The organism is Chryseobacterium cupriresistens (genome assembly GCF_046614675.1).
GTDB lineage: Bacteria > Bacteroidota > Bacteroidia > Flavobacteriales > Weeksellaceae > Chryseobacterium > Chryseobacterium cupriresistens.
Map to the genome: position 1 here is coordinate 1 of NZ_JBKKJT010000009.1, position 21,261 is coordinate 21,261.

The following is a 21,261-nucleotide window of genomic DNA, read 5'->3' on the forward strand; positions in this document are numbered from 1 at the left end:
AGTATCATCAAACAATTTTACAGTATCAAACCGTCTGAGTTAAAAAAATCATAAAGACTCTAATAAAGGAGGCTGGATTCCTGCGGAATGACACAGTAGGAAAGAAGCAGACCAAATAAAAAGAAAGGCGCCATTGCAACCAATAACTCCATTGAAAGATAACCATGGAATCGGTATCCCGGACTTCGTTACATCATTTTATAATTTATCATTGATGATTCATTCACCATCCTAGCCCCGATAGGAATGGTTACCCCGCAGCTGGGTTGGAGGGTGAATGGATTGGAGCGTGGGACCCTGCGGCTTTGCTCAGGGCGGGAGCGCAGGCGCGAGGAGTATGAATGGATAGCGGGAAACAGCTCCTGAAATCATCTTTCACTTATTTTGTTAATCTCCATAATTCAAATTATCATCCTCTAAGGATCCAAGAGCCTAAAATAATGAAGATTGCAAAGTATGGCGCTTAGACCCTAAGGATGACTTAAAGGCTGTAAAGATTCTAATGCTAATAGATAATTTATTATTTGTTTAAATGGCCTTTCGATTAATTAAATAGCTATGGAGATGTTGCACTTTTCTGTATTAAACAATAAAAGTAAATAACATTGATGTAATTTATTTCTTATCCCACCAAATTCGACCTTTTATATCGCTTTCACTGGCTCCAAATTCAGGATCCTGCTTCATTTGGTCCAGTGCTTCCTTTTGATTTTGATAATTTAGATTGTCTTTTGAAGGAGTGGGAAGAACAATTCTTCTTGGCATTATTAACAGAACTCCGGATTCACTGAATGGATTTTCCAGCTTAAGCGCAGTCGATACATTAGGCAATCCTGTTCTTTTAATCAATGCCCATACTTCATTGGGTTGCTTGAAATAGTTTAAATATTCCTGAATGATAATCTGTTCCAGGGCTAATGATGGATCAAATTTGATTTGAGGCTGGTTTAGATAAGCTAAAATATCGGTATCATAGGCTGTTTTATAATCATCTACCAATGCTTCTTTGGCAATATAATTATAGGTTTCAATAGAAGCTCTGATTCCTTGTTCATAAAGATCTTTTACATTGCCAGGAATAAGATTTCTTGCAGCCAGTTCTGCTTTCAACAGTGAATAATCAGCATAAGTAAGAATTGGGAATATAGCATTTCCTGTCCCAATAATACCTTTTGAAATATTTTCCGGCCTCCATATTCTATACTGTAATCTTGAAATGGTATCATAATTCACTCCATTTAATAATCTTTTTGCTGAAGTATAGTAACGGCTCATATCCGCTGAAACCATGTTAGGGCTGACAAAACCACCAACATAACGCTGGCTTTCCGTAGCTTTTTTCATTTTACCGGCTGCTACCAGCTTATCTATGTTTTCCTGGGAATAATCATTTTGCTGGAAAAATATAGATATTCTGGGATCTTTGCTTTCATTCATAAAGTCAACCATAGGTTTTGCAGCAGACATACCTACAGGATTGAAATTACCATGCTCTGTCAGCCTTTTAGTCCGTAACATGAAGCTCTGTGCCGTACCGTTAATTTCATCCCTTGATAAAACCTGTACAGCAATGGCAGTTAGTTTGGCAGGATTTCTTTTCATGAGTCTTGACGCAATTTTTAATCTGAGTGAATTAGCTACCCGTTTCCATTTGCTTATATCACCCTTAAAGAATAAGTCTTTATCTCCCGGATCTACCTGTACAGATTGATCAGCACTTTGAATTGCAGTATATACATCGTTTAACTGCTTGTCAAAAACATCATACAATTGTTCCTGTGTTTCATATTTAGGAGTTTGTGTTCCCCCGTAGCGGGCCTGGAATGCTTCTGTATAAGCTATACTTCCATTCACATCTGTTACATACCATGCATAATAAACTTTTAAAATCGTGGCAATACTTTTAATGTTCACGTATTTTTTTTGATCTTCAGCCGGCATATGATCAATTTTGTATATAATGTCTGTAAGTAAAGCACCATGATCTCCATAAAAGATATCTTTTCTTTGATTCATATTGGAGCCGTCAGCCATAAACTGAGGAGAATTGCCTGTGCTGGGAACCAACGTCTGAGTCCAGGGCATAATTCTGCGGTAGTAATCATAGTAGTATTCAAAGCTGCCATCAAATCCTTTCATAATTGCCAAAGGCAAAAGTTCTTCAGGTGTAGCTTTTATTTTATCTACCGGATTGGTGTTAATCTCAGCAAAATCACTGGTACAAGATACAAACAGAGAAAACGATAGCGTAAGTATAAGTATTTTTTTCATTTTTGATAATTTTTAGAATAAGAAATAACTAGAATGAGAAATCCAGATTAAATCCTATATACCTCGACATAGGTGCACCTCCATATTCAGCAAAGCTACCTGCGCTGTTGGAATATTTTCCTTCAGGATTTATTCCATCTGGTAATTTATTGTAGATATAGAATAAGTTTCTACCGATAAGGGAGAGGTTGAGAGTATTGACTCCAAGAGATTTGATGATTTCTGGTTTAAAGGAATAGGTCAGGCGTGCTTCACGTAGGGAGACCCATGTATTTTCAAACACAGCCTGCTCCCGGATACCATTTCCCCATGAAGCTAATCTGTTGTAGTAGGAAGATGTTTTTACGGGATTGATCCACCCTTTTTCATAAGCTTCCTGATAAGTCATACCGCTTACATCTCTGGTGACTCCTTGTTTATCCTTTATGATGGAATTCTGGCCAAATACTCCATCGGGAATTACCCCGTATTGAGTGTTGCCCTGCGAATCAATATATTTGATTCCACCTCTTTCTTCATCCCTGTACCTTAATGTGGATGAAAGGTTGCCAAACTGAACACCATAATTGTATGTGGCAGAAAGAATATCACCCCCTACTCTTGCATCAATCAGTAGACTTAAAGATAAATTTTTATACCTGAAAGTATTTCTGAAACTGGCTAAAAAATCAGGAGTTAACTTTCCTACCGTAGTATATCCCTGGTTTTGGTAAGAATCTGATCTCAGGTAAGAGCCATCAGCTTTCAGCACTTTCATTCCGTTTCTGGGATCATCAATTTTATTACCATTCGCATCCAATGCCTGATATCTTGCATAGGCATATTTGGTCTGTATCAAACCGTATTGCTGGCCAGGTATTGCTATACTTTTTACGTCAGTGCCCATGGCCCAGTTCAGGACATATTCCGTAACTCCTGGATAGAGCTCAATAAGTTTATCCCTGTTTTGAGAAAATGTAACTGTGGTATTCCATTTGAAGTTAGGTAGTTTCACCGGAATTGCGTTGACAATTACCTCTATGCCTTGATTTTGCAGATTTCCGGCATTAATCTGCTGCTGACTGAGTCCTGATTCTTGTGGCAAAGGAAGTGTTAACAGCTGATTGGTAGTATTGGTCTTATAAAAAGAAACATCAAAATCCAGCCGGTTATTGAAAAAGGCCATATTTAATCCAAATTCTATGGATCTGCTCAATTCATTTTTTAAATTTAAATTCGCAAGAGAATTACTATTGAAACCCACTAACGGAATGCGCACGCCATCAGGGGAATTATAAGCAGAAGGGTCGGGTCTGTAATAGAGACCGGAACTTGTGTTGTATGGCGAAGTATCTCTTCCCACCCATGCCAGACTTCCTCTCAGACTTCCGGAATTGATCCATTTTGGAAGTTTAAAAGAATTAGAAAATATCCAGTTTCCAACAAATGAAGGATAAAAATAGCTTATACTTCCATGTCCATCAGGGTATGCCAATGTGGAAGACCAGTCGTTTCGACCTGTAATGTCAATGAATAGCTGATCTTTCCAGGCGAAATTAGCAAAAGCATACAGTCCCTGAATTCTTTTCGGCGACTGATTACCATCGGTATAATAGACCTCGCTTCCTGCCGGATCTATTGAGTTCTGGATCTGGAAAACGCCAGGAGAATTAAGCCCTCCATTAGTCCATTGCCTTGTGGCTTTGTATTTGGATCTGAAGTCTTCTCCACCAACAGATGCATTAAGAGTAATATTTTCCGACAATTTGAAGTTGGCATTCAATAAAAATTTTGTAGTATATTGTTCTTTTCTACCTTCCAAAATACTATAGCCACCGCCATTAAATCCGGGGTTTTCTCCAAGTATTTTAAATTCATTCAGGAAATCATAATTATTGAAGTTGCCTGATATCATTAAGTTTAACCAGTCTGTTAGCTGGGATCTGAGCTCAAGCCTGCCTATATAATTGTTTTCTTTCTGGGTTCTTGTGTTCTGGAAAATGTTAAAATAAGTAGACGTCATACCATAAGGATCCGCACTGTCTTGTTTCCTTCCCCCATTTACAGGATCCAGATAATTGTTTTTCCAATAAACAGCATCAAAACTTCTTGGAGTGCCATATATAAAACTGAAGAGGGGACTTTCATTTCCTCCCTGAGGTACGGGGTTCTGCCCGAAAGACCGGTTATAGTTGAAACTTGCATCTACCTGCAAATATTTACTAAACTGATGGGTTGCACGGATAAAATAAGCGTTTTTTATAAACTTATTACGGGGAAGAATACCTTCAGCTTCCTGATTGGTATAACTCAACAGAATAGTAGATTTATCATTTCCTCCGGAGAGTTCGAATGAATTTTTACGATCAAATCCTACCTGATAAATATCCTTATAATTATCCGGCTGAGGATTCCATAGAATTGTTCTTCCATCAATATCCTGTACAGATTTTCCGTCAAATTTTGGCCCGTAGCTGTAAAAAAAATTGTTGGGATCTATAAAACGGTTTCCATTAGTATCCGTTGAAAAGTTGGATCCAAAACCGGCACCAAATTCATTCTGAAACCTGGGGCTGCTATAGACGTGCTGTGTAGTAAGAGAAGAATTTATCCTGACACCTAATCCATTCGTACCTTTTCCTTTCTTGGTTGTAATGACAATAACCCCATTAGCAGCCCGTGAACCATAAAGTGCAGATGCTGCAGCACCTCTTAATATGGAAACGGACTCAAAAACATCTGAGTTAAGGTTTTTCATTTCATTACCGAAATCGTAACCGGAACCCCAGGAATCCGCACCGGTTACTCCATTGTCAATAATTACTCCATCAACTACTATCAGCGGCTGGTTATTGTTGCCTAATGATGTATTTCCACGGATCTGGATCCTTGCACTGGACTGCGGGCCTCCGGATCCTGCCGTTATTTCTACCCCCGGCAGTTTTCCCTGAAGAGCCTCCATAGGGTTAACGACCCCAGCCTGAGTAATGTCTTTGGTCTCAACCTTGGTAATGGCATAGCCTAGTTTTCTCTGATCTCTTTTTATCCCAAGTGCAGTAACAACAACTTCATCAATTTGTTTATTCTTTATAGAATCCTTCTTTGACTTTTGACCACTTAGGTGGTTTGTACTCAATAGAAAACAAAAAACACCAACAGCCAAGGGAAGTCTTGTACTTAATTGTTTCATTTTGTTCATCATTTGCTTATTACTGCAATATTAAAAAAAAATATGGCACGAATGTTATAAATTGAAATATAAAGTGTTGGTTATCAATGTTTAATGTTTTGTGTTTTATTGTTTAATGTTGATTTTAATGTATAATATTCTGTAATTGATAATATTGAAAATATAAAAAATGATTATATATTACTTATCTGTGAATTTTATTTTTTTTGCTTTTTTTATATTATATAAGCTTTTTGCCTGTTAAATAAAGGATTTTAAAGTGTTTTTATTGTCAATTTCTAGAATGGGTATAAAAAATCCCTTATCAATGCGATAAGGGATTAATTTATTGAAAAGTATAACAATAATATCAGACCTGTATTACTCCAAGATTGAACTTCTCCGTGATAGGAGAGTGGTTTGCAGCTTCAATCCCCATAGAAATCCATTTTCTCGTATCAGCAGGATTGATGATGGCATCTGTCCATAATCTTGCTGCTGCATAGGTAGATTCAGTTTGTTTCTGATATTTCTTTGAGATGGTATCCAGAATTTCGTTATGCTCTTCTTCTGAGATATTTTTTCCTTGTTTCTTTAAGGTAGACTCCTGAATCTGAGTGAGTACTTTTGCTGCCTGTGCGCCACCCATTACCGCTAAATCTGCCCAAGGCCATGCAACAATTAATCTGGGATCATAAGCTTTTCCACACATCGCATAATTTCCTGCTCCATAAGAATTTCCTGTTATAATAGTGAATTTAGGAACTACGGAATTGGAAACCGCATTTACCATTTTAGCACCATCTTTAATAATCCCGCCATGTTCTGATTTTGAACCCACCATGAATCCGGTGACATCCTGTAAGAAAATTAATGGTATTTTTCTCTGATTACAATTGGCAATAAAACGGGTTGCTTTATCTGCAGAATCAGAGTAGATCACTCCTCCGAACTGCATTTCTCCTTTACCGCTTTTAACCAGCTTTCTCTGATTGGCAACAATCCCTACGGACCAGCCGTCAACTCTTGCTGTTGCACAGATAATACTTTTACCATAGTCTGGTTTATATTCTTCGTATTCTGAGTTATCCACAATACATTTGATAATTTCGTAGGTATCGTATTGCTCAGCTCTTGAGACCGGCATAATTCCGAAAATATTCTCAGGATTTTCTTTTGGTGGGAAACTTTCTATTCTGTCAAAGCCCGCTTTTTCAGTAGTTCCGACAGATTTCATGATGTTTTTGATTCTGTTCAGAGCATCTTTATCATCTTTAGCTTTATAATCCGTTACTCCTGAAATAGAGCAGTGAGTGGTTGCTCCACCCAATGTTTCATTATCAATACTTTCTCCGATAGCTGCTTTTACCAGATAACTTCCTGCAAGGAAAATAGAGCCTGTTTTATCCACAATCATAGCTTCATCACTCATGATGGGTAAGTAAGCTCCTCCAGCTACACAACTCCCCATAACGGCTGAGATCTGGATGATTCCCATAGAACTCATTTTAGCATTATTTCTGAAAATTCGTCCAAAATGTTCCTTATCCGGGAAGATCTCATCCTGCATAGGAAGATAAACACCTGCAGAATCTACTAAATAAATGATGGGAAGCTTGTTTTCCATAGCAATTTCCTGTGCTCTCAGGTTTTTCTTTCCTGTGATAGGAAACCATGCACCAGCTTTTACAGATGCATCATTAGCGACAATAATACACTGTCTTCCGGAAACGTAGCCAATAACAACTACAACACCTCCGCTAGGGCATCCTCCATGCTCCTGATACATTTCATATCCTGCAAATGCTCCAATTTCTATGGAATCTGAATCTTTATCGAGGAGATAATCTATTCTTTCTCTTGCTGTCATTTTTCCTTCATCACGAAGCTTTTGAAGCCTTTTCTCACCACCTCCTTTTTTAATCTCAGTGAGTAAGCGATTTATTTCAGATAATTTTAATCTGTTCTGATCCTCTCGTTTATTGAATTCGATGTCCATAAAATTTTCAATTTTTTACGCTTAAAGATACTATTTTTATGAGGAATATAAATTGGAAGTAAAACAGATGTTTAATTATTTGGTTTATAGTAAATTGTGAAATTTTTAACTAAAAAATATTTTTAAATAATTTATATTTTTTCTAACTTTACACTAGAGTAACAGAGGTGATATTCTCTGCAAAATACTCTAAGTTCCTAGTTTATTTTTTTAATAGTTTATTATTTGAAGGCCCTGAAAGTTTAACAAATTTTCAGGGTTTTTTTATATCTATATGGGTTTGCCAGTAATACTTTCTATATGATATTTAAGAGACCATGTTGTTGATTTCAATCCTGACTTGATATCATATTGGTTTTGATTTTTACTAAATTATTAGAAAACGTCCTGAATTAAGAGTAAAAACTATTAAAAACTTTATTTATCATCTTTTTATTAATATAAATTTATGTTTTTTTGTAAGATTTATAAAAGCGTATTTGTAAATTTGCACGTTAAAATCAAAAGGGGATAGGTTATGCATAAATTGGCGCTTTTCAGGTTACATTTAATAGTTTTTTTATGGGGATTCACCGCAATTTTAGGAAAACTGATTCAGGCCAATGCTCAGATTCTTGTGTTTTACAGAATGTTGTTTGCCTCAATCTTTTTGTATGTATTTATCAGATTCTTTAAAAAGGAAAGCATTAAGGTGTCCAGGAAAATATTCTTTCAGCTGGCTGCTATAGGCTTTGCAATGGCACTTCACTGGTATTGTTTCTTTTATTCTATTAAAGTTTCCAATGTTTCAATTGCCTTAAGCTGCCTTTCCTTATCAACACTTTTTGCTTCGATTCTGGAACCCATTATTTTCAAAAGGAAAATTGATATATCTGAAGTAGTAATGGGAACTGTTATTGTGGCCTGTATATTATTGATTTTTAAAACAGAATTTCATTTTAAAGAAGGTATTATTTATGGAATTTTGTGTGCTATATTCGGGACTGTTTTTTCTGTTTTTAATGGTAAAATGTTTGGGAAAACAAGTTCGGGAAACATTATTTTTTATGAAATCTTCTGTGGTTGGTTCATTTTAATGATATTTTATCTGCTTTCGGGACAAATTTTTCAGATGAATGAAATAAACTACAGGGATTTGGCGTTAATATGCTTGTTAGCCAGTGTTTTTACTGCTTTTCCCATGCTGGAATCTGTGAATTTAATGAAATATATATCACCTTTTACTTTAATTTTAACAGTTAATTTAGAACCTGTCTACGGAATTATACTAGCTTTTTTTATCTTTGGAGAATCAGAACATATGAGCCCTATATTTTATGTCGCTTCAGGTGTTATGATACTGGCAATCATTGCAAACGGATTAATAAAAGCCAGAAAAACTAAAAACTTAAACTAAGCATCAAATTTATATGATGAAAAAATATTTTTTACTTGCATTTTCAATGTTGTTTGGGCTTTCTCAATCTCAGATTATCAGAAAATATTCCAATGAATTTTTAAATATCGGAGCCGGAGCAAGAGGCCTTGCAATGGGAGGAGCGGTAATTACCAACCAGGATGATGTATATTCTCCTATGTGGAATCCCGCAGGTTTGATGTCCATTGAAAGAGACTGGCAGGGAGCAGCAATGCATGCAGAATACTTTGAGTCTATTGCGAAATATGACTATCTGGCTTATGCAAAAGTACTTGAGGAAGGTGTTTTTGGGGTTTCCGTAGTAAGACTGGGAGTAGATAATATTTTAAATACAACCCAGATGATCGATTCTGAAGGGAATATTGATTATGATAAAATCACAAAGTTCTCTCAATCCGATTATGCTGCAATTCTTTCTTATGCTTTCAGACCAGGAGGAAATCCGAAATTAGATGTCGGGATCAATGCTAAGATTGTATATAGAAATGTGGGTAAATTTGCTAATGGTTATGGTTTTGGTTTCGATGTTGGGGCGATTTATAAAGCAGATAACGGATGGAAGTTCGGGGGGATGGTAAGAGATATTACAACTACTGTCAACTTCTGGACGGTCAATCAGAAAGAACTTTCTACTGTTGTAAACGGGGAAGAATTTAACCCTGCTCCCAAAGATAAACTGGAACTTACAATGCCTAAACTGAATGTAGGGGCCAGCAAATTATTTGAAATCAACAGCAGCGTATATGTATTGCCGGAAGCAGGTATAAATGTGGATTTTGCTAAAACAGCATCCTTAATTTCTACAGACTTTGCCAGTATCAGTCCTTACGCAGGAGCTGAGCTGGGATACCAGAAAATGATTTTTGTGAGATTGGGGATCAACAGATTCCAGTCAATTACAGATATAGAAGATCTTAAAAGAAAAGTTTCTTTCCAGCCAAGTGCAGGTCTTGGAATAAGATACAGAGGGCTTACACTGGATTATGCCATTACAAATTCAGGGATTGGCGGATCTAATTTTTATTCCAATTTCTTCTCCTTAAAACTGGATATGGGAGCATTTAGAAACGATTAAAATTATAAAAATGAAAAAGTTATTAATGCTGATGTTGGTAATAAGCTCAACAATGGCTTTTACGCAGAAGGTTTCAGATTATAAATATGTAGTAATTCCGGAAAAATTTAAAACCTTTAAAAACAGCAGTTTTGGATTGGAAGCTTATCTGGCTAAAGGGCTACAGGGAAAAAAGTATGAAATTTTAACTGAGGCAATGGACAAATGGCCATCTGAGGCTAGAAATAATTCCTGTAATGTAATTAATGCTGAAGTGCTGAATGATAAGAGCTTATTTACAAATAAAGTGATTTTGCAGTTCAAAGACTGCAATAAAAAGGTCATTTTAGAATCCAAAGGGCGCTCAGATATAAAGGAATTTGAAGAAGGGTTTCCTGATGCTTTAAAGCAGGCTCTGACACATGTTCCACTTTCCAGCCCGGTAGAAATGAAGCCTGCTAAAATATCAGATGCTGCTGAAAACGTACAGAATACAGTTTCTGAAACCGTTGTATCTGCAGGAACTCCGGAAGCAAATAATTACTCGAACGGGAAACTTGATCTTCAGAAAATACAGATTGATTCTAATCAGTTTATCTTGGCAAAATCCGGAAGTTCCGTACCATTTGCTGTTTTCAAAACGACTTCTAAGAGTGCTGTTTTCCTTGTAAAAATGGCTGATGGAAATACTACCATCGGATATTTTGAAAACGGGAATATTGTAATAGATATTCCACAGACTGACGGAAGATTCTCCAAAGAAGTCTTTACAGCAAAATAATTTACATCAATAATAAGAAAAATATCATCCTTAATTCATAACTTTTTAGAATTAAGGATTTATTTTAACTACATAGATATGAAAAAAGTTTACATTTCTATATTGGCAATACTGTCAGTATTTTCGAGTGCACAAAGTGTATTTAATACCCAGTTAAACGAAATTAATTTTGGGGCTTCCAGTGATCCTGATAATTTTATAAAATTCAATAATCATATTCTTTTCACAGCCACCAAGTCTACAGAGGAAGGAAGGGAACTGTGGAGTTTTGATCCGGGTACTCAAAAATCAATTCTGCTGAAGAATGTTTTTCCGGGGTACAGCATTGGGATGACTGGAGATCCGTCTTTTATGAGGCTCAATAATAAAATTTACTTTATTGCTGTACAAAGCAATAGTTCGTCCAATAATCAGCTTTGGGTCACAGACGGAACCACGGTAGGAACATCCAAGGTAAAAGATCTGAATTTTGAGTTTTCGGTGGCTGCAACTGCTGCGGTCGGAAATAATATCTTTTTCTACCACCACAATGAACTTTGGTCTTACAATACCGTTACAGATAGTCTGCAGCTATTAAAAACATTTCAATATTCCGGTGATGTAAAAATGTATACCTTGAACAATACTTTGTTCCTGGCAGCAGATGATGGCACACATGGAAAAGAGATATGGAAATCAGATGGAACCGTTGCCGGAACATCTTTATTAAAGGATATCGTTCCCAATGCAGGTGGAAGTATTAATGGCGATTTTAAAGCACTGATTTTTAAAAATAAACTATACTTCGTGGTTAATCTTGGAACAGGAACAGCGGGATATGAATTATATTCATCAGATGGAACAGAAGCGGGAACAGTATCCATAAAATCTGTAGGTTATCCGCAGCTGGAAGGAGCTGCCGCTGATAATTATTTTGTTTTTACAGGCTTTGATGCAGCAAATGGCTATGAACCATGGGTTTCTGATGGGACAACGGCAGGAACTTATCTGTTGAAAAATCTAATGCCTGGAGCTACAAGTTCTATGGCAATGAAAAAATTTGTAAAATATAATAACAAAATATTCTTTGAAAGTAGTGCCAACGGTGTTAACTCTGTGTATGGTAATTATATCTGGGAAACAGATGGTACAGAAGCCGGAACTGTTCTCTTCAATACGCACGCAGGAGCTTTGATTTATGGGAACAGCTCAGATAATAATCATTTGATTCTTACGATGGCTAATTATGGAAACAGATATTGGATAGTGAATGGAAATTCTTCACAGAGTTTTGAGATTACAGGCCTTGGAATGCCAAATAATAATAGTTTTGTAGACCTGAATTCTAAAATTTATCTTACCGGAAATACCCCCAAATATGGCACTGAACTATTTTCACTAAATCCGGTGACCCATCAGACTACAATAGCTTCGGACATCAGTAGATTTGAAAGTTCTTTGCCTCATGCATTTCAGGTACTGAATGATGATCTTATTTTCATTGCGACAGACAGACAGTATAACAGCCAGATTTATAAGAGAAATAAAAATACACAGCAGATTGAGAGAATATCCAGCTTTGGAGGAAATTCGTTTATAGGTATGGGCAGTGACTTTAATGACAATTTCATTAAAGTAGGAAACTATCTTTACACTCCAGAAGCAGCTTACAGAACAGATGGTACAGAAGCCAATACTTTGTCAATATCATCCCCGAATATTACCAGCAGGGTACCGTATACCAGCTTGAACGATAATACATTACTTTTTGCCGGATACAATAATGTGGTAGGAACTGAACTTTGGAAGATTGATAATACATCCAATACTGTTAGTATGGTCAAAGATATTTCCCAGGATAATATGGGAAGTCTTTATTCCGTAGATTCAAAAACTGCAATACTGAATGGTTTTGCTTATTTTGTGGCAAAAGATAATGGAAAACTTGGGATCTGGAAAACAGATGCTACTGAAGCCAATACCCAAAAGGTAATACAGTTTTCCTATCAGGATGGGACAAATGGAGATATTAAGGTACTGAATGCTTTTAATAATAAATTATTCTTTACAAAACAACAGGAAAATACTCCTGCGAATTACAGCTCCGGGCAAAACGAGCTTTGGATTTCAAACGGCGATCAGGCATCTGCTACATTACTGAAATCTTACGCTGCTCCTTATGGCTCTTCAAGTATTGCGAGAGAAACAATAATATTTAATAATAAGCTTTTTTATGTCACTTCAGGTTATCCTTCTCCAGCGCTGCATTCTACAGATGGAACAGTGGCAGGGACAGAACAGATACTAGCGGGAAACTTTTTTGGTGATGTAAAATTTAAAAAATGTGGAAATCAGTTATTTTTTACCAATAACAATAGTACACAGTTGTGGAAAACAGATGGAACAGCGAATGGCACATCTGATTTATCCCAAAATTTTTCTTCAGTGAAAGATATGACGTGTGCCAACAATTATCTTTACTTTCTTAATGGGGATTCCCAAAAGGTATGGAAAAGTGACGGTGTTTCAACCTCTCCGATGGATATTTTTGTGACAAACGATGATAATCAGCTGTTGGTTAATGAAAATATTCAGAAAATGGGAACAGATGGTGAGAAATTATTTCTGACCATTAATACCAAAGAACATGGAAGTGAATTGTATGTAGTGACTGATCCACTGCCTGTTTATCTGGCAACCCATGAAATATCAGGCGCAGAAAGTAAAAAAGGAAATTCAGATCTGCAGATTTATCCTAATCCTGTTTCAGAATATTTTTCAATAAGACTGAACGAAAATTCTAAAATAGAAATCGTGAAAATTTTTGATGCCTCCGGAAAACTTGTGAAGAATATTATCTACAATAATAAAAATATTGATGTAGCAGAACTTCCATCAGGAATATATTTTATTAAGTTAAAAACAAATAAAGGGGAATATATGGGTAAGATTATAAAAAAATAATACATGTAAAAGGCTCTTAAAAAGAGCCTTTATAATATATATGTTGATGTGTTTTTCATTCTTTTAGCATTTTACAAGAGTCTTATAGATATAAAAGCAATTGGATGTCAAATGAAATGTGATTGGATTTATAAAAAGAGAAGAATTTTCATAGCATTATTGTCATTAGTTGATATTACTAATTTATGGAAAAAATATAAATAATACTAATATTTAATAAAATATTTATTTGTTTGTGTTTTTTATTGATAAATTTCCTTTTTGTACTGGGGATTGTTGGTTTTTGTCTCTTATTGAGTAAATGAAAAAAGTATATGAGTTTTTGCATTAAAACTTCATTTTGTTTGTGACAAATTAGCTGCTGTACTGCATTAGTTTATCAATTAGCATTAAAAAATTCCCAAATCACTTTCGCTTTACTTTTCCCCAGAATTTCTTCAAGAGTTTCAAAATTGGCTTCTTTGATTCGTTTTACAGACTTCAGTTTAGACAAAAGCAATTCGATTGTTTTTTCTCCAACTCCAGGAATTTCTTCAAGTTCAGATTTTATCGTAGAGTTTTTTCTTCTCGTTCTGTGATGTTTTACCCCAAACCGGTGGGCTTCATCACGAACACGCTGAAGGATTTTCAACGTTTCAGATTTTTTATCGAGATATAAAGGAATAGGATCTTCCGGGAAAAATATTTCTTCCAGTCTCTTGGCGATCCCTACAATGGTAATTTTTCCATAAAGTCCTAATAACCTCAGGCTTTTAACAGCAGAAGAAAGTTGTCCTTTTCCACCATCAATCAGAATTAATTGAGGAAGGCTTTCTCCTTCATCAAGCATTCTTTTGTAACGGCGGTAGATGACCTCTTCCATCGTTGCAAAGTCGTTTGGCCCTTCTACCGTTTTAGGATGAAAAATTCGGTAATCTGCTTTACTCGGTTTTCCATCTTTGAAAACAACACATGCAGACACAGGATTCGTTCCCTGAATGTTGGAGTTATCAAAACCTTCAATATGTCTTGGTTCTACAGGCATTCTCAGTAGTTTCTGCATTTCGGCCATAATTCTGTTAGTATGCCTTTCAGGATCTACAATCTGAACCTGCTTCAGCTTTTCAAGACGGTATTCTTTAGCATTCTTTTCAGAAAGCTCTACAATTCTTTTTTTATCTCCTACCTTGGGAACAATCAGTTTTACATTTGGGATTTCTACAGACAAATGAAACGGTAAAAGAACTTCCTTAGAATCTGAAGAAAACTTCTGACGGATCTCAATCAAAGCTTCTTCCATAATATCTTCATCCGTTTCCTCAAGAATCTTTTTAATCTCGGTGGTAAAACTCTGGATGATATTTCCGTTTCTGATTTTAAAGAAATTGACATAAGCAGCGGTCTCATCACTGGTCATTCCGAAAACATCTACATCATCAATATTCGGATTTACAACGGTGTTTTTAGCCTGATAATCCTCAAGAATATCCAGTCTTTCCTTAATGATCTGAGCTTCTTCAAATTTAAGATTGGAAGCCAGCTTCATCATCTGATTCACTAGATAATCCTTTGCCTTACGGAAATCCCCTTTGATAATTCCGCGGATAGCATCTATTTTTTCGTCATAATCTTCCTTGCTTTCAAGATCTTCACAGGGCCCTTCACAGTTTTTGATATGGTATTCCAGGCAGACTTTATATTTGCCTTCCGCAATTTTGGATGGGGAAAGATTCAGATTGCAGGTTCTAAGCTTATAAATATGTTTTATAGTATCCAGCAATATCTTTGCAGGGCGCACTTTGGCATACGGACCGTAATATTCGGATCCATCTTTAATCATATTTCTGGTCAGAAAAATTCTTGGAAAATCTTCATTTTTGATGCAGATCCATGGATAAGTCTTGTCATCCTTCAACATAACATTATAAAACGGCTGGTACTCTTTAATCAGATTATTTTCCAATAAAAGTGCATCATACTCGCTGTTTACAATTGTCGTTTCCAATCGCTGGATTTTGCTGACCATTATTTTGATCCTGTATCCTGAAAGGTTTTTATTGAAATAGGATAGTACCCTCTTTTTCAGATTTTTAGCTTTTCCCACATACAAAAGCTGTTCGTTTTTATCATAATAACGATAAACGCCGGGTTCAGATGGTAAGGTTTTGAGCTGTAATTCTAAAGAAGGATTCATATAACAAAATTAAGGAAACTTTCCCTATTTAAAAAAAGAAAAACCTGCAGATAATTCTACAGGTTCCGGTATTTTGATAGTGTATCCTATCCGTGGTTCATTTCGGTATACTGATAGATGAGAAAGCTTAAATAATTCCATTCTACAGAATTTTTTGGATATTTTTTCATGAATTCAGGATTGTCACCAAACAAAAAGTCATAGTTGTCTTCAAAATCATCTTTGTGAAGCCACATTACTTTATTGCCTTTCTTTATATAATAAGATTTAATAACACCTCCGCCAAATGCAGGGGCACCGGCAAACCCGGTACTCACTGTTTCTGAAGCAAACGGATCATGATAAACCGTAATAAGCTCATTAAATTCAGGATTGATCACCTGCATTAAAAAAGCTCTGGGCTCTTTCTTGTTTTTTAAAGAAACAATCTGGTTTTCGTAAGGAATGGCATCGTCGGTAACAGATTTGCTATATTTTTTTGTGCTGTAATTTCTCATGTTTGAAATAAACTTTGCCGCTTTCATCGACTTTTCAGTCTCTGTAGCATATAAATACATTTCAGCAATATCGGTTGCCTCAAATTTTATTGGCTTTCTGGTATCAACATCCTCAATGGTGATGGAAAGAATCTGTCCCCTCTGTTTTTCCCAGGATTTACTGTAACCCTGATGTTCTGTATTATCTTTTAAAATAATGGTGGAAACTTTTTTATCTGTTGCAGTATTGAAACCTTCGTTAAACAGATAGCGGTTCATTTCTTTTCTTTCTTCTTTTGAATATTTTACTTTCTGGGCGAAAGCAGCTGTGCTTGCTACACATAAAGCAAGGAGTAGAGTTTTCAGTCTCATGTGTTATTGTTTTTAATTTTCGGGGCTAAATGTAGTAAATTAATTCGCTTGTTTTATAAAAATATAGAAGATTGAAATTTAGCTTTTCCAATTATTGTTAAATGCGTAATTTTAAGGAAATTTTTTAGAAATGATATACGGGGTAGATGTTTTTACTTTCCATGATGTTCTGGAAATATGTAAAAAACCAAATAAAGCGAAGCTGAACAAAGCTGCAAAAGAACAAATTTTAAAATCTCAGAAAAACGTACAGAAAATAGTAGAGTCAGACAGATGCGTATATGGAATCAATACAGGATTCGGACCATTATGTGATACTAAAATTTCAGCGGATGAAACCGCTCAGTTACAATATAACCTGATCATTTCTCATGCGGTAGGTGTAGGAAAACCGATTGATAAAGAACTTTCCAAGATCATGATGATTGCTAAAGTACATGCTCTTTCTAAAGGATTTTCGGGAGTTTCCCTGGAGGTTATTGAAAGAATGATTCTCATGCTTGAGAAAGATATCATTCCTGTGGTTCCTGAACAGGGATCTGTAGGAGCTTCCGGAGACCTTGCTCCATTAGCGCATCTCGTATTGCCTTTACTTGGCTTAGGACAGGTTTGGGAAGGAGATATGGTTTCCGATACCATGGAAGTGTTGAAAAAGCATGACCTTGAACCACTGGCTTTAGGTCCGAAAGAAGGATTAGGGCTGATCAACGGAACACAGTTTATCCTTGCCCATGCCATCAAAGGACTTGAAAAATTTGAATACTTACTGGATCTGGCGGATATGACGGCAGCTATGAGTATTGAAGCGTACAGAGGTTCTGCAAGCCCTTTCAAAAAAGAACTTCACGATATCAGACCGTTTGAAGGCAGTAAAAAAGTAGCGGCAAGAATGCTTAAGTTCTTAAAGGGATCAGAAAACTTGAAAGCTCACGAAGACTGTGAAAGAGTGCAGGATCCTTATTCCATGCGATGTGTACCACAGGTTCACGGAGCCAGCAGAAATGCTTTTGAGCATCTTAGAGGAATGGCAGAAACAGAATTGAATTCCGTTACGGATAATCCGATCGTATTAAGTGCTGAAGAATCTATTTCAGGTGGAAACTTCCATGGACAGCTGATGGCATTACCTTTAGATTATGCTACATTAGCAGCTGCAGAGCTAGGGAATATTTCAGACAGAAGAAGCTACTTATTATTAGAAGGAAAATATGGACTTCCAAGATTATTAACGGAAAGCTCAGGATTGAATTCCGGATTTATGATCCCTCAGTACACTTCAGCAGCCTTGGTTACAGAAAATAAAACATTATGCTTCCCGGCGTCGGCAGATTCTATTCCAACAAGTTTAGGACAGGAAGACCATGTTTCTATGGGAAGTATTTCAGGAAGAAAATTCAATCAGGTTCTGGGAAATCTTGTGAATATTCTGTCTGTTGAGCTGATGTTTGCCGCTCAGGGACTTGAATTCAGGAGACCTGCGAAATGCTCTAAAGTAATTGAAGAAAACTTTGCAATTCTTCGTTCTAAAGTTGCCAAGCTTGAAGATGACAGACTGATCGGTAAAGATATGCTGGCCATTGCAGAATTGATTAACGAACGAAAATTTGTTGTCAACTAATACAAAATACTTGAAAGCTTCCGGAAGGGAGCTTTTTGTTTTCACAAATCTTTAAATCCTTCAATTTTTAAATCGTTAAATCAACTAGATGAATATACTCAGAACAGATTCTGCCAATACAGATTTTCAAACTCTTGTAAAATCCCTTGACGCTACTTTATCCGAACATAATGGAGAAAATGATGACTTCTTTGCTCAGTTCAATACAATAGATACTATCAAAAACTGTATCGTAGCCTATATAGATGATATTCCAGCAGCCTGCGGAGCATTCAAACCATTTTCAGAAGATACCATAGAAATAAAAAGAATGTTTACCCATCCTGATTTCAGAAAAAAAGGATTAGGTTCCGCTATTGTGAAAGAACTTCAAAGCTGGGCAACAGAATTGAACTTTACAAAAGCTGTATTGGAAACTTCCAGGGACCTTAAGAGTGCCATCTCGGTGTATGAAAAAAGTGGTTTTTACAAAATACCTAATTATGGTCAATACGTTGGAATAGAGCAAAGTGTGTGCTACGAGAAAGTATTGTAATTTAATATTCATGTAATGCTAAATTCATTTTTTTTCAATTTTTAATTCCCGTTAAAGTGTTATATTGTGGTCTCAACCAAAATTATAACATATGAAAAAAACTGTATTCCTACTGGCAATATTTTTTGCCTTAAACTCGTGCACCAGAGAAGATCTTCAGAACGAAAATGTAAAAACCGAAATGTCCCAGAAAGATCCGTTGACTGCAAAACAAATCAACGAAAGGATCAATCAGGCGATTAAAACGGACGGTACTTTCAATTGGAAGAATGAATCCGATCATTTCGTATGGAGTGCTATTTTCCGCGGAAATAAAATGGTATCGATCGGTTTTGGAACTTCTAAAGATGATTTCGATAGAAGTAAATCTCCAAACAGCAATGATATCGAAAAAGAAGTTCTTTCTGTGATCAAAAAGTATGAAGGAAAAGACGAAAGAAATTTCCTTCTTCTTTCAGATCAGTATCTTAATCAGATGGATGTTGTCATTGAAAATGAGGAAACTGTTTCCGCACTTCGCCAAATGAAGAACATCCGATATGTAGAACCGGCAGATTATCATTATTTTGAATTTGAAGCTCAATATAATGCAGCTGCAAAATCTTCAGGAAGCGGTTCGTCAGGGTGTGGATTTTCATCATCTACATTAAGTACTGCAGACTATACCTCAACAACGCCAGGTGCAAAAATACCGTGGGCTTTTACTAAACACAGCATTCCTGAAGCCTGGGGCTATAGTACCGGAGCAGGCGTAACCATCGGGCTTATTGATACAGGTGTTTCTCCTGAACAGACTTTATTGGGTGGAAGTTTTAATAATGGAGCTTCTTCAGGAAGAACAATCAGCAAATACGGAGTGTATAATTCAGATGGATCAGGAGATCAGTGCGGGCATGGAACAAAAATGGCTTCTGTAATAGCAGCTCCGAGAAATAATGCAGGATTACCTGTAGGAGTAGCTTATAATGCCAATCTGATCGCTTACAGAGCCGCAGAAAATGTTGTTCTTGAAACATCCAGTGAGCAAACTGCTGTAAAAACGGCTTTCACTGAATTGGGTAACAATACCAATGTAAAAATCATTTCTATGTCGATGGGACACATCTTTTCCGTTGGAAAAATTGAAGACGGTGTTAAATATGCTTATTCTAAAGGAAAACTGATTTTCTGCGCCGGAGGTACCTCAACCAGCTTTACCAGCTTTGTCGGAGTAATTTTCCCTGCATCCATGCCGGAAACTCATGCTATAACGGGAGTGAAAGAAAATACTTCCAATCAGAAATGTGATGTGTGCCACTCGGGAAGTCAGATTGATTTTACCTTCCAGATGGAGAGATCTTCAGGAAATACCGTTCCTGTATTGAGCTATTACAATGGTCAGGCAGATTATGTGGGTGGTTCTTCAGTGGCTACAGCAGCTACAGCGGGAATTGCGGCACTCGTTTGGGCTAAAAATCCATCATGGACAAGAGACCAGGTTCTTACTAAAATGAGACAGGCTTCAACCTACTATCCAAATGTTAATTCAAGCTATGGCTATGGAAATATCAATGTTTTAAAAGCTGTACAATAAAATAATAACCCTATAAAAAAAAGGAAATATCTCAGCTGAGGTATTTCCTTTTTGTTTTAATATAGAGAAGGCTATCCAATCCTTACACTTGTCATACTCAATGAACCCCCGATAAGCTCATCATTGAATAAAGTAAGCTCTTCAGCCTGATCTTTCAATCCTAAAGTATATAATAGAGGGAGATAATGATCAGGAGTAGGAACAGCATATTGTAAGAACGTACCCTGTTTCTGGTAATCTATGATATTCTGAAAATTGCCATCCAGAAGCCAGTTGTTGGTTTTTTCACGGGCTTCCACTGCCCAGTCCCAGCCGGCTCCTACTGTATTGATGTTTTTCCAGTCAATAAGACGAAGATTATGAACAATATTTCCACTTCCGATGATCAGGATACCTTTTTCACGAAGTTTGTTCAGTCTTTTTGCCAGATCATAATGATACTGAGGAGGTTTTGTATAATCAATACTCAGCTGGATCACCGGAATATCTGCATCAGGATACATATGTTTGATCACAGACCATGCCCCATGATCAAGTCCCCAGCTATGATCTTCTTCCACATCTACAGGAAGAAGTAACTCTGCAGTTTCTCTTGCCAGTTCGGGATTTCCCGGTGCAGGGTACTGCACATCAAAAAGGGCTTTGGGAAAACCGTAAAAATCATGAATGGTTTTCGGCATATCCATAGCCGTTACAAAAGTTCCGTCCGTATACCAGTGGGCAGAAATACAAAGAATTGCATTGGGCTTTGGAATTTCTGAGGCTGCTTTCCGGAAACCCTGTACAAATTGATTCTCTTCAATGGCATTCATTGGTGAACCATGTCCAAGAAATAAAACAGGCATTCTCTGTGTACTTTTAAAACCGTCGCTAATGTTTTGAAGATCGTTGAGGTTCATAA

General features: G+C 36.5%; 13 protein-coding genes. 7 read left to right on the top strand and 6 right to left on the bottom strand.

The window, feature by feature from the left end; genetic code table 11:
* Positions 1-615: 615 nt before the first annotated feature.
* The 3 genes from ACLI50_RS19090 to ACLI50_RS19100 all read right to left on the bottom strand — a co-directional run bounded on the left by ACLI50_RS19090 (position 616) and on the right by ACLI50_RS19100 (position 7,418).
* Positions 616-2,271 carry a SusD/RagB family nutrient-binding outer membrane lipoprotein gene (locus ACLI50_RS19090; protein WP_411414427.1) on the bottom strand — a complete coding sequence of 552 codons (1,656 nt, stop codon included), beginning with the start codon at positions 2,269-2,271 and terminating at the stop codon, positions 616-618.
* A 28-nt stretch (positions 2,272-2,299) separates the two neighbouring features.
* Positions 2,300-5,440 carry a SusC/RagA family TonB-linked outer membrane protein gene (locus tag ACLI50_RS19095; RefSeq protein ID WP_343643074.1) on the bottom strand — a complete coding sequence of 1,047 codons (3,141 nt, stop codon included), beginning with the start codon at positions 5,438-5,440 and terminating at the stop codon, positions 2,300-2,302.
* Positions 5,441-5,789: 349 nt separating this feature from the next.
* Positions 5,790-7,418: an acyl-CoA carboxylase subunit beta gene (locus ACLI50_RS19100; protein ID WP_411414428.1), complete on the bottom strand. Its 1,629-nt coding sequence runs from the start codon at positions 7,416-7,418 to the stop codon at positions 5,790-5,792.
* Between the two features lie 517 nt (positions 7,419-7,935).
* On the opposite strand from ACLI50_RS19100, the gene ACLI50_RS19105 reads away from it, so the two are divergent.
* From ACLI50_RS19105 to ACLI50_RS19120, 4 genes are all read left to right on the top strand, one after another.
* Positions 7,936-8,814 (top strand): DMT family transporter, encoded by an 879-nt coding sequence (locus ACLI50_RS19105; RefSeq protein ID WP_110011811.1) that lies wholly within the window; start codon positions 7,936-7,938, stop codon positions 8,812-8,814.
* Between the two features lie 13 nt (positions 8,815-8,827).
* The gene (locus ACLI50_RS19110) at positions 8,828-9,910 is read left to right on the top strand and encodes a putative type IX sorting system protein PorV2 (protein ID WP_411414429.1); all 1,083 of its coding nucleotides are present in this window, start codon (positions 8,828-8,830) and stop codon (positions 9,908-9,910) included.
* 10 nt (positions 9,911-9,920) lie between these two features.
* Positions 9,921-10,670, top strand: a complete 750-nt coding sequence (locus tag ACLI50_RS19115; RefSeq protein ID WP_343643069.1) for a hypothetical protein — start codon at positions 9,921-9,923, stop codon at positions 10,668-10,670.
* 78 nt (positions 10,671-10,748) lie between these two features.
* Complete coding sequence (locus tag ACLI50_RS19120) at positions 10,749-13,613, top strand: T9SS type A sorting domain-containing protein (protein ID WP_411414430.1); 2,865 nt, start codon at positions 10,749-10,751, stop codon at positions 13,611-13,613.
* A 379-nt stretch (positions 13,614-13,992) separates the two neighbouring features.
* Here ACLI50_RS19120 and uvrC read toward each other — a convergent pair whose 3' ends face one another.
* Together uvrC and ACLI50_RS19130 are read right to left on the bottom strand one after the other, a co-directional pair.
* Positions 13,993-15,786, bottom strand: a complete 1,794-nt coding sequence (uvrC, locus tag ACLI50_RS19125) for an excinuclease ABC subunit UvrC (RefSeq protein ID WP_110011808.1) — start codon at positions 15,784-15,786, stop codon at positions 13,993-13,995.
* An 86-nt stretch (positions 15,787-15,872) separates the two neighbouring features.
* Complete coding sequence (locus ACLI50_RS19130; RefSeq protein ID WP_411414431.1) at positions 15,873-16,634, bottom strand: hypothetical protein; 762 nt, start codon at positions 16,632-16,634, stop codon at positions 15,873-15,875.
* Between the two features lie 130 nt (positions 16,635-16,764).
* Between ACLI50_RS19130 and hutH the strand changes: the two genes are divergently transcribed.
* From hutH to ACLI50_RS19145, 3 genes are all read left to right on the top strand, one after another.
* Positions 16,765-18,252 (top strand): histidine ammonia-lyase, encoded by a 1,488-nt coding sequence (gene hutH, locus ACLI50_RS19135; protein ID WP_411414432.1) that lies wholly within the window; start codon positions 16,765-16,767, stop codon positions 18,250-18,252.
* An 88-nt stretch (positions 18,253-18,340) separates the two neighbouring features.
* Complete coding sequence (locus ACLI50_RS19140) at positions 18,341-18,787, top strand: GNAT family N-acetyltransferase (RefSeq protein ID WP_202843757.1); 447 nt, start codon at positions 18,341-18,343, stop codon at positions 18,785-18,787.
* Between the two features lie 91 nt (positions 18,788-18,878).
* Positions 18,879-20,360 carry a S8 family peptidase gene (locus ACLI50_RS19145; RefSeq protein WP_411414433.1) on the top strand — a complete coding sequence of 494 codons (1,482 nt, stop codon included), beginning with the start codon at positions 18,879-18,881 and terminating at the stop codon, positions 20,358-20,360.
* Positions 20,361-20,431: 71 nt separating this feature from the next.
* Here ACLI50_RS19145 and ygiD read toward each other — a convergent pair whose 3' ends face one another.
* Complete coding sequence (gene ygiD / locus ACLI50_RS19150; RefSeq protein WP_202843754.1) at positions 20,432-21,259, bottom strand: 4,5-DOPA-extradiol-dioxygenase; 828 nt, start codon at positions 21,257-21,259, stop codon at positions 20,432-20,434.
* Between the last annotated feature and the right edge of the window lie 2 nt (positions 21,260-21,261).

Coding starts and splice junctions, on each gene's coding strand:
- ACLI50_RS19090 (WP_411414427.1), bottom strand. CDS start 2,271: ATGAAAAAAATACTTATACTTACGCTATCGTTTTCTCTGTTTGTATCT.
- ACLI50_RS19095 (WP_343643074.1), bottom strand. CDS start 5,440: ATGAAACAATTAAGTACAAGACTTCCCTTGGCTGTTGGTGTTTTTTGT.
- ACLI50_RS19100 (WP_411414428.1), bottom strand. CDS start 7,418: ATGGACATCGAATTCAATAAACGAGAGGATCAGAACAGATTAAAATTA.
- ACLI50_RS19105 (WP_110011811.1), top strand. CDS start 7,936: ATGCATAAATTGGCGCTTTTCAGGTTACATTTAATAGTTTTTTTATGG.
- ACLI50_RS19110 (WP_411414429.1), top strand. CDS start 8,828: ATGATGAAAAAATATTTTTTACTTGCATTTTCAATGTTGTTTGGGCTT.
- ACLI50_RS19115 (WP_343643069.1), top strand. CDS start 9,921: ATGAAAAAGTTATTAATGCTGATGTTGGTAATAAGCTCAACAATGGCT.
- ACLI50_RS19120 (WP_411414430.1), top strand. CDS start 10,749: ATGAAAAAAGTTTACATTTCTATATTGGCAATACTGTCAGTATTTTCG.
- uvrC (WP_110011808.1), bottom strand. CDS start 15,786: ATGAATCCTTCTTTAGAATTACAGCTCAAAACCTTACCATCTGAACCC.
- ACLI50_RS19130 (WP_411414431.1), bottom strand. CDS start 16,634: ATGAGACTGAAAACTCTACTCCTTGCTTTATGTGTAGCAAGCACAGCT.
- hutH (WP_411414432.1), top strand. CDS start 16,765: ATGATATACGGGGTAGATGTTTTTACTTTCCATGATGTTCTGGAAATA.
- ACLI50_RS19140 (WP_202843757.1), top strand. CDS start 18,341: ATGAATATACTCAGAACAGATTCTGCCAATACAGATTTTCAAACTCTT.
- ACLI50_RS19145 (WP_411414433.1), top strand. CDS start 18,879: ATGAAAAAAACTGTATTCCTACTGGCAATATTTTTTGCCTTAAACTCG.
- ygiD (WP_202843754.1), bottom strand. CDS start 21,259: ATGAACCTCAACGATCTTCAAAACATTAGCGACGGTTTTAAAAGTACA.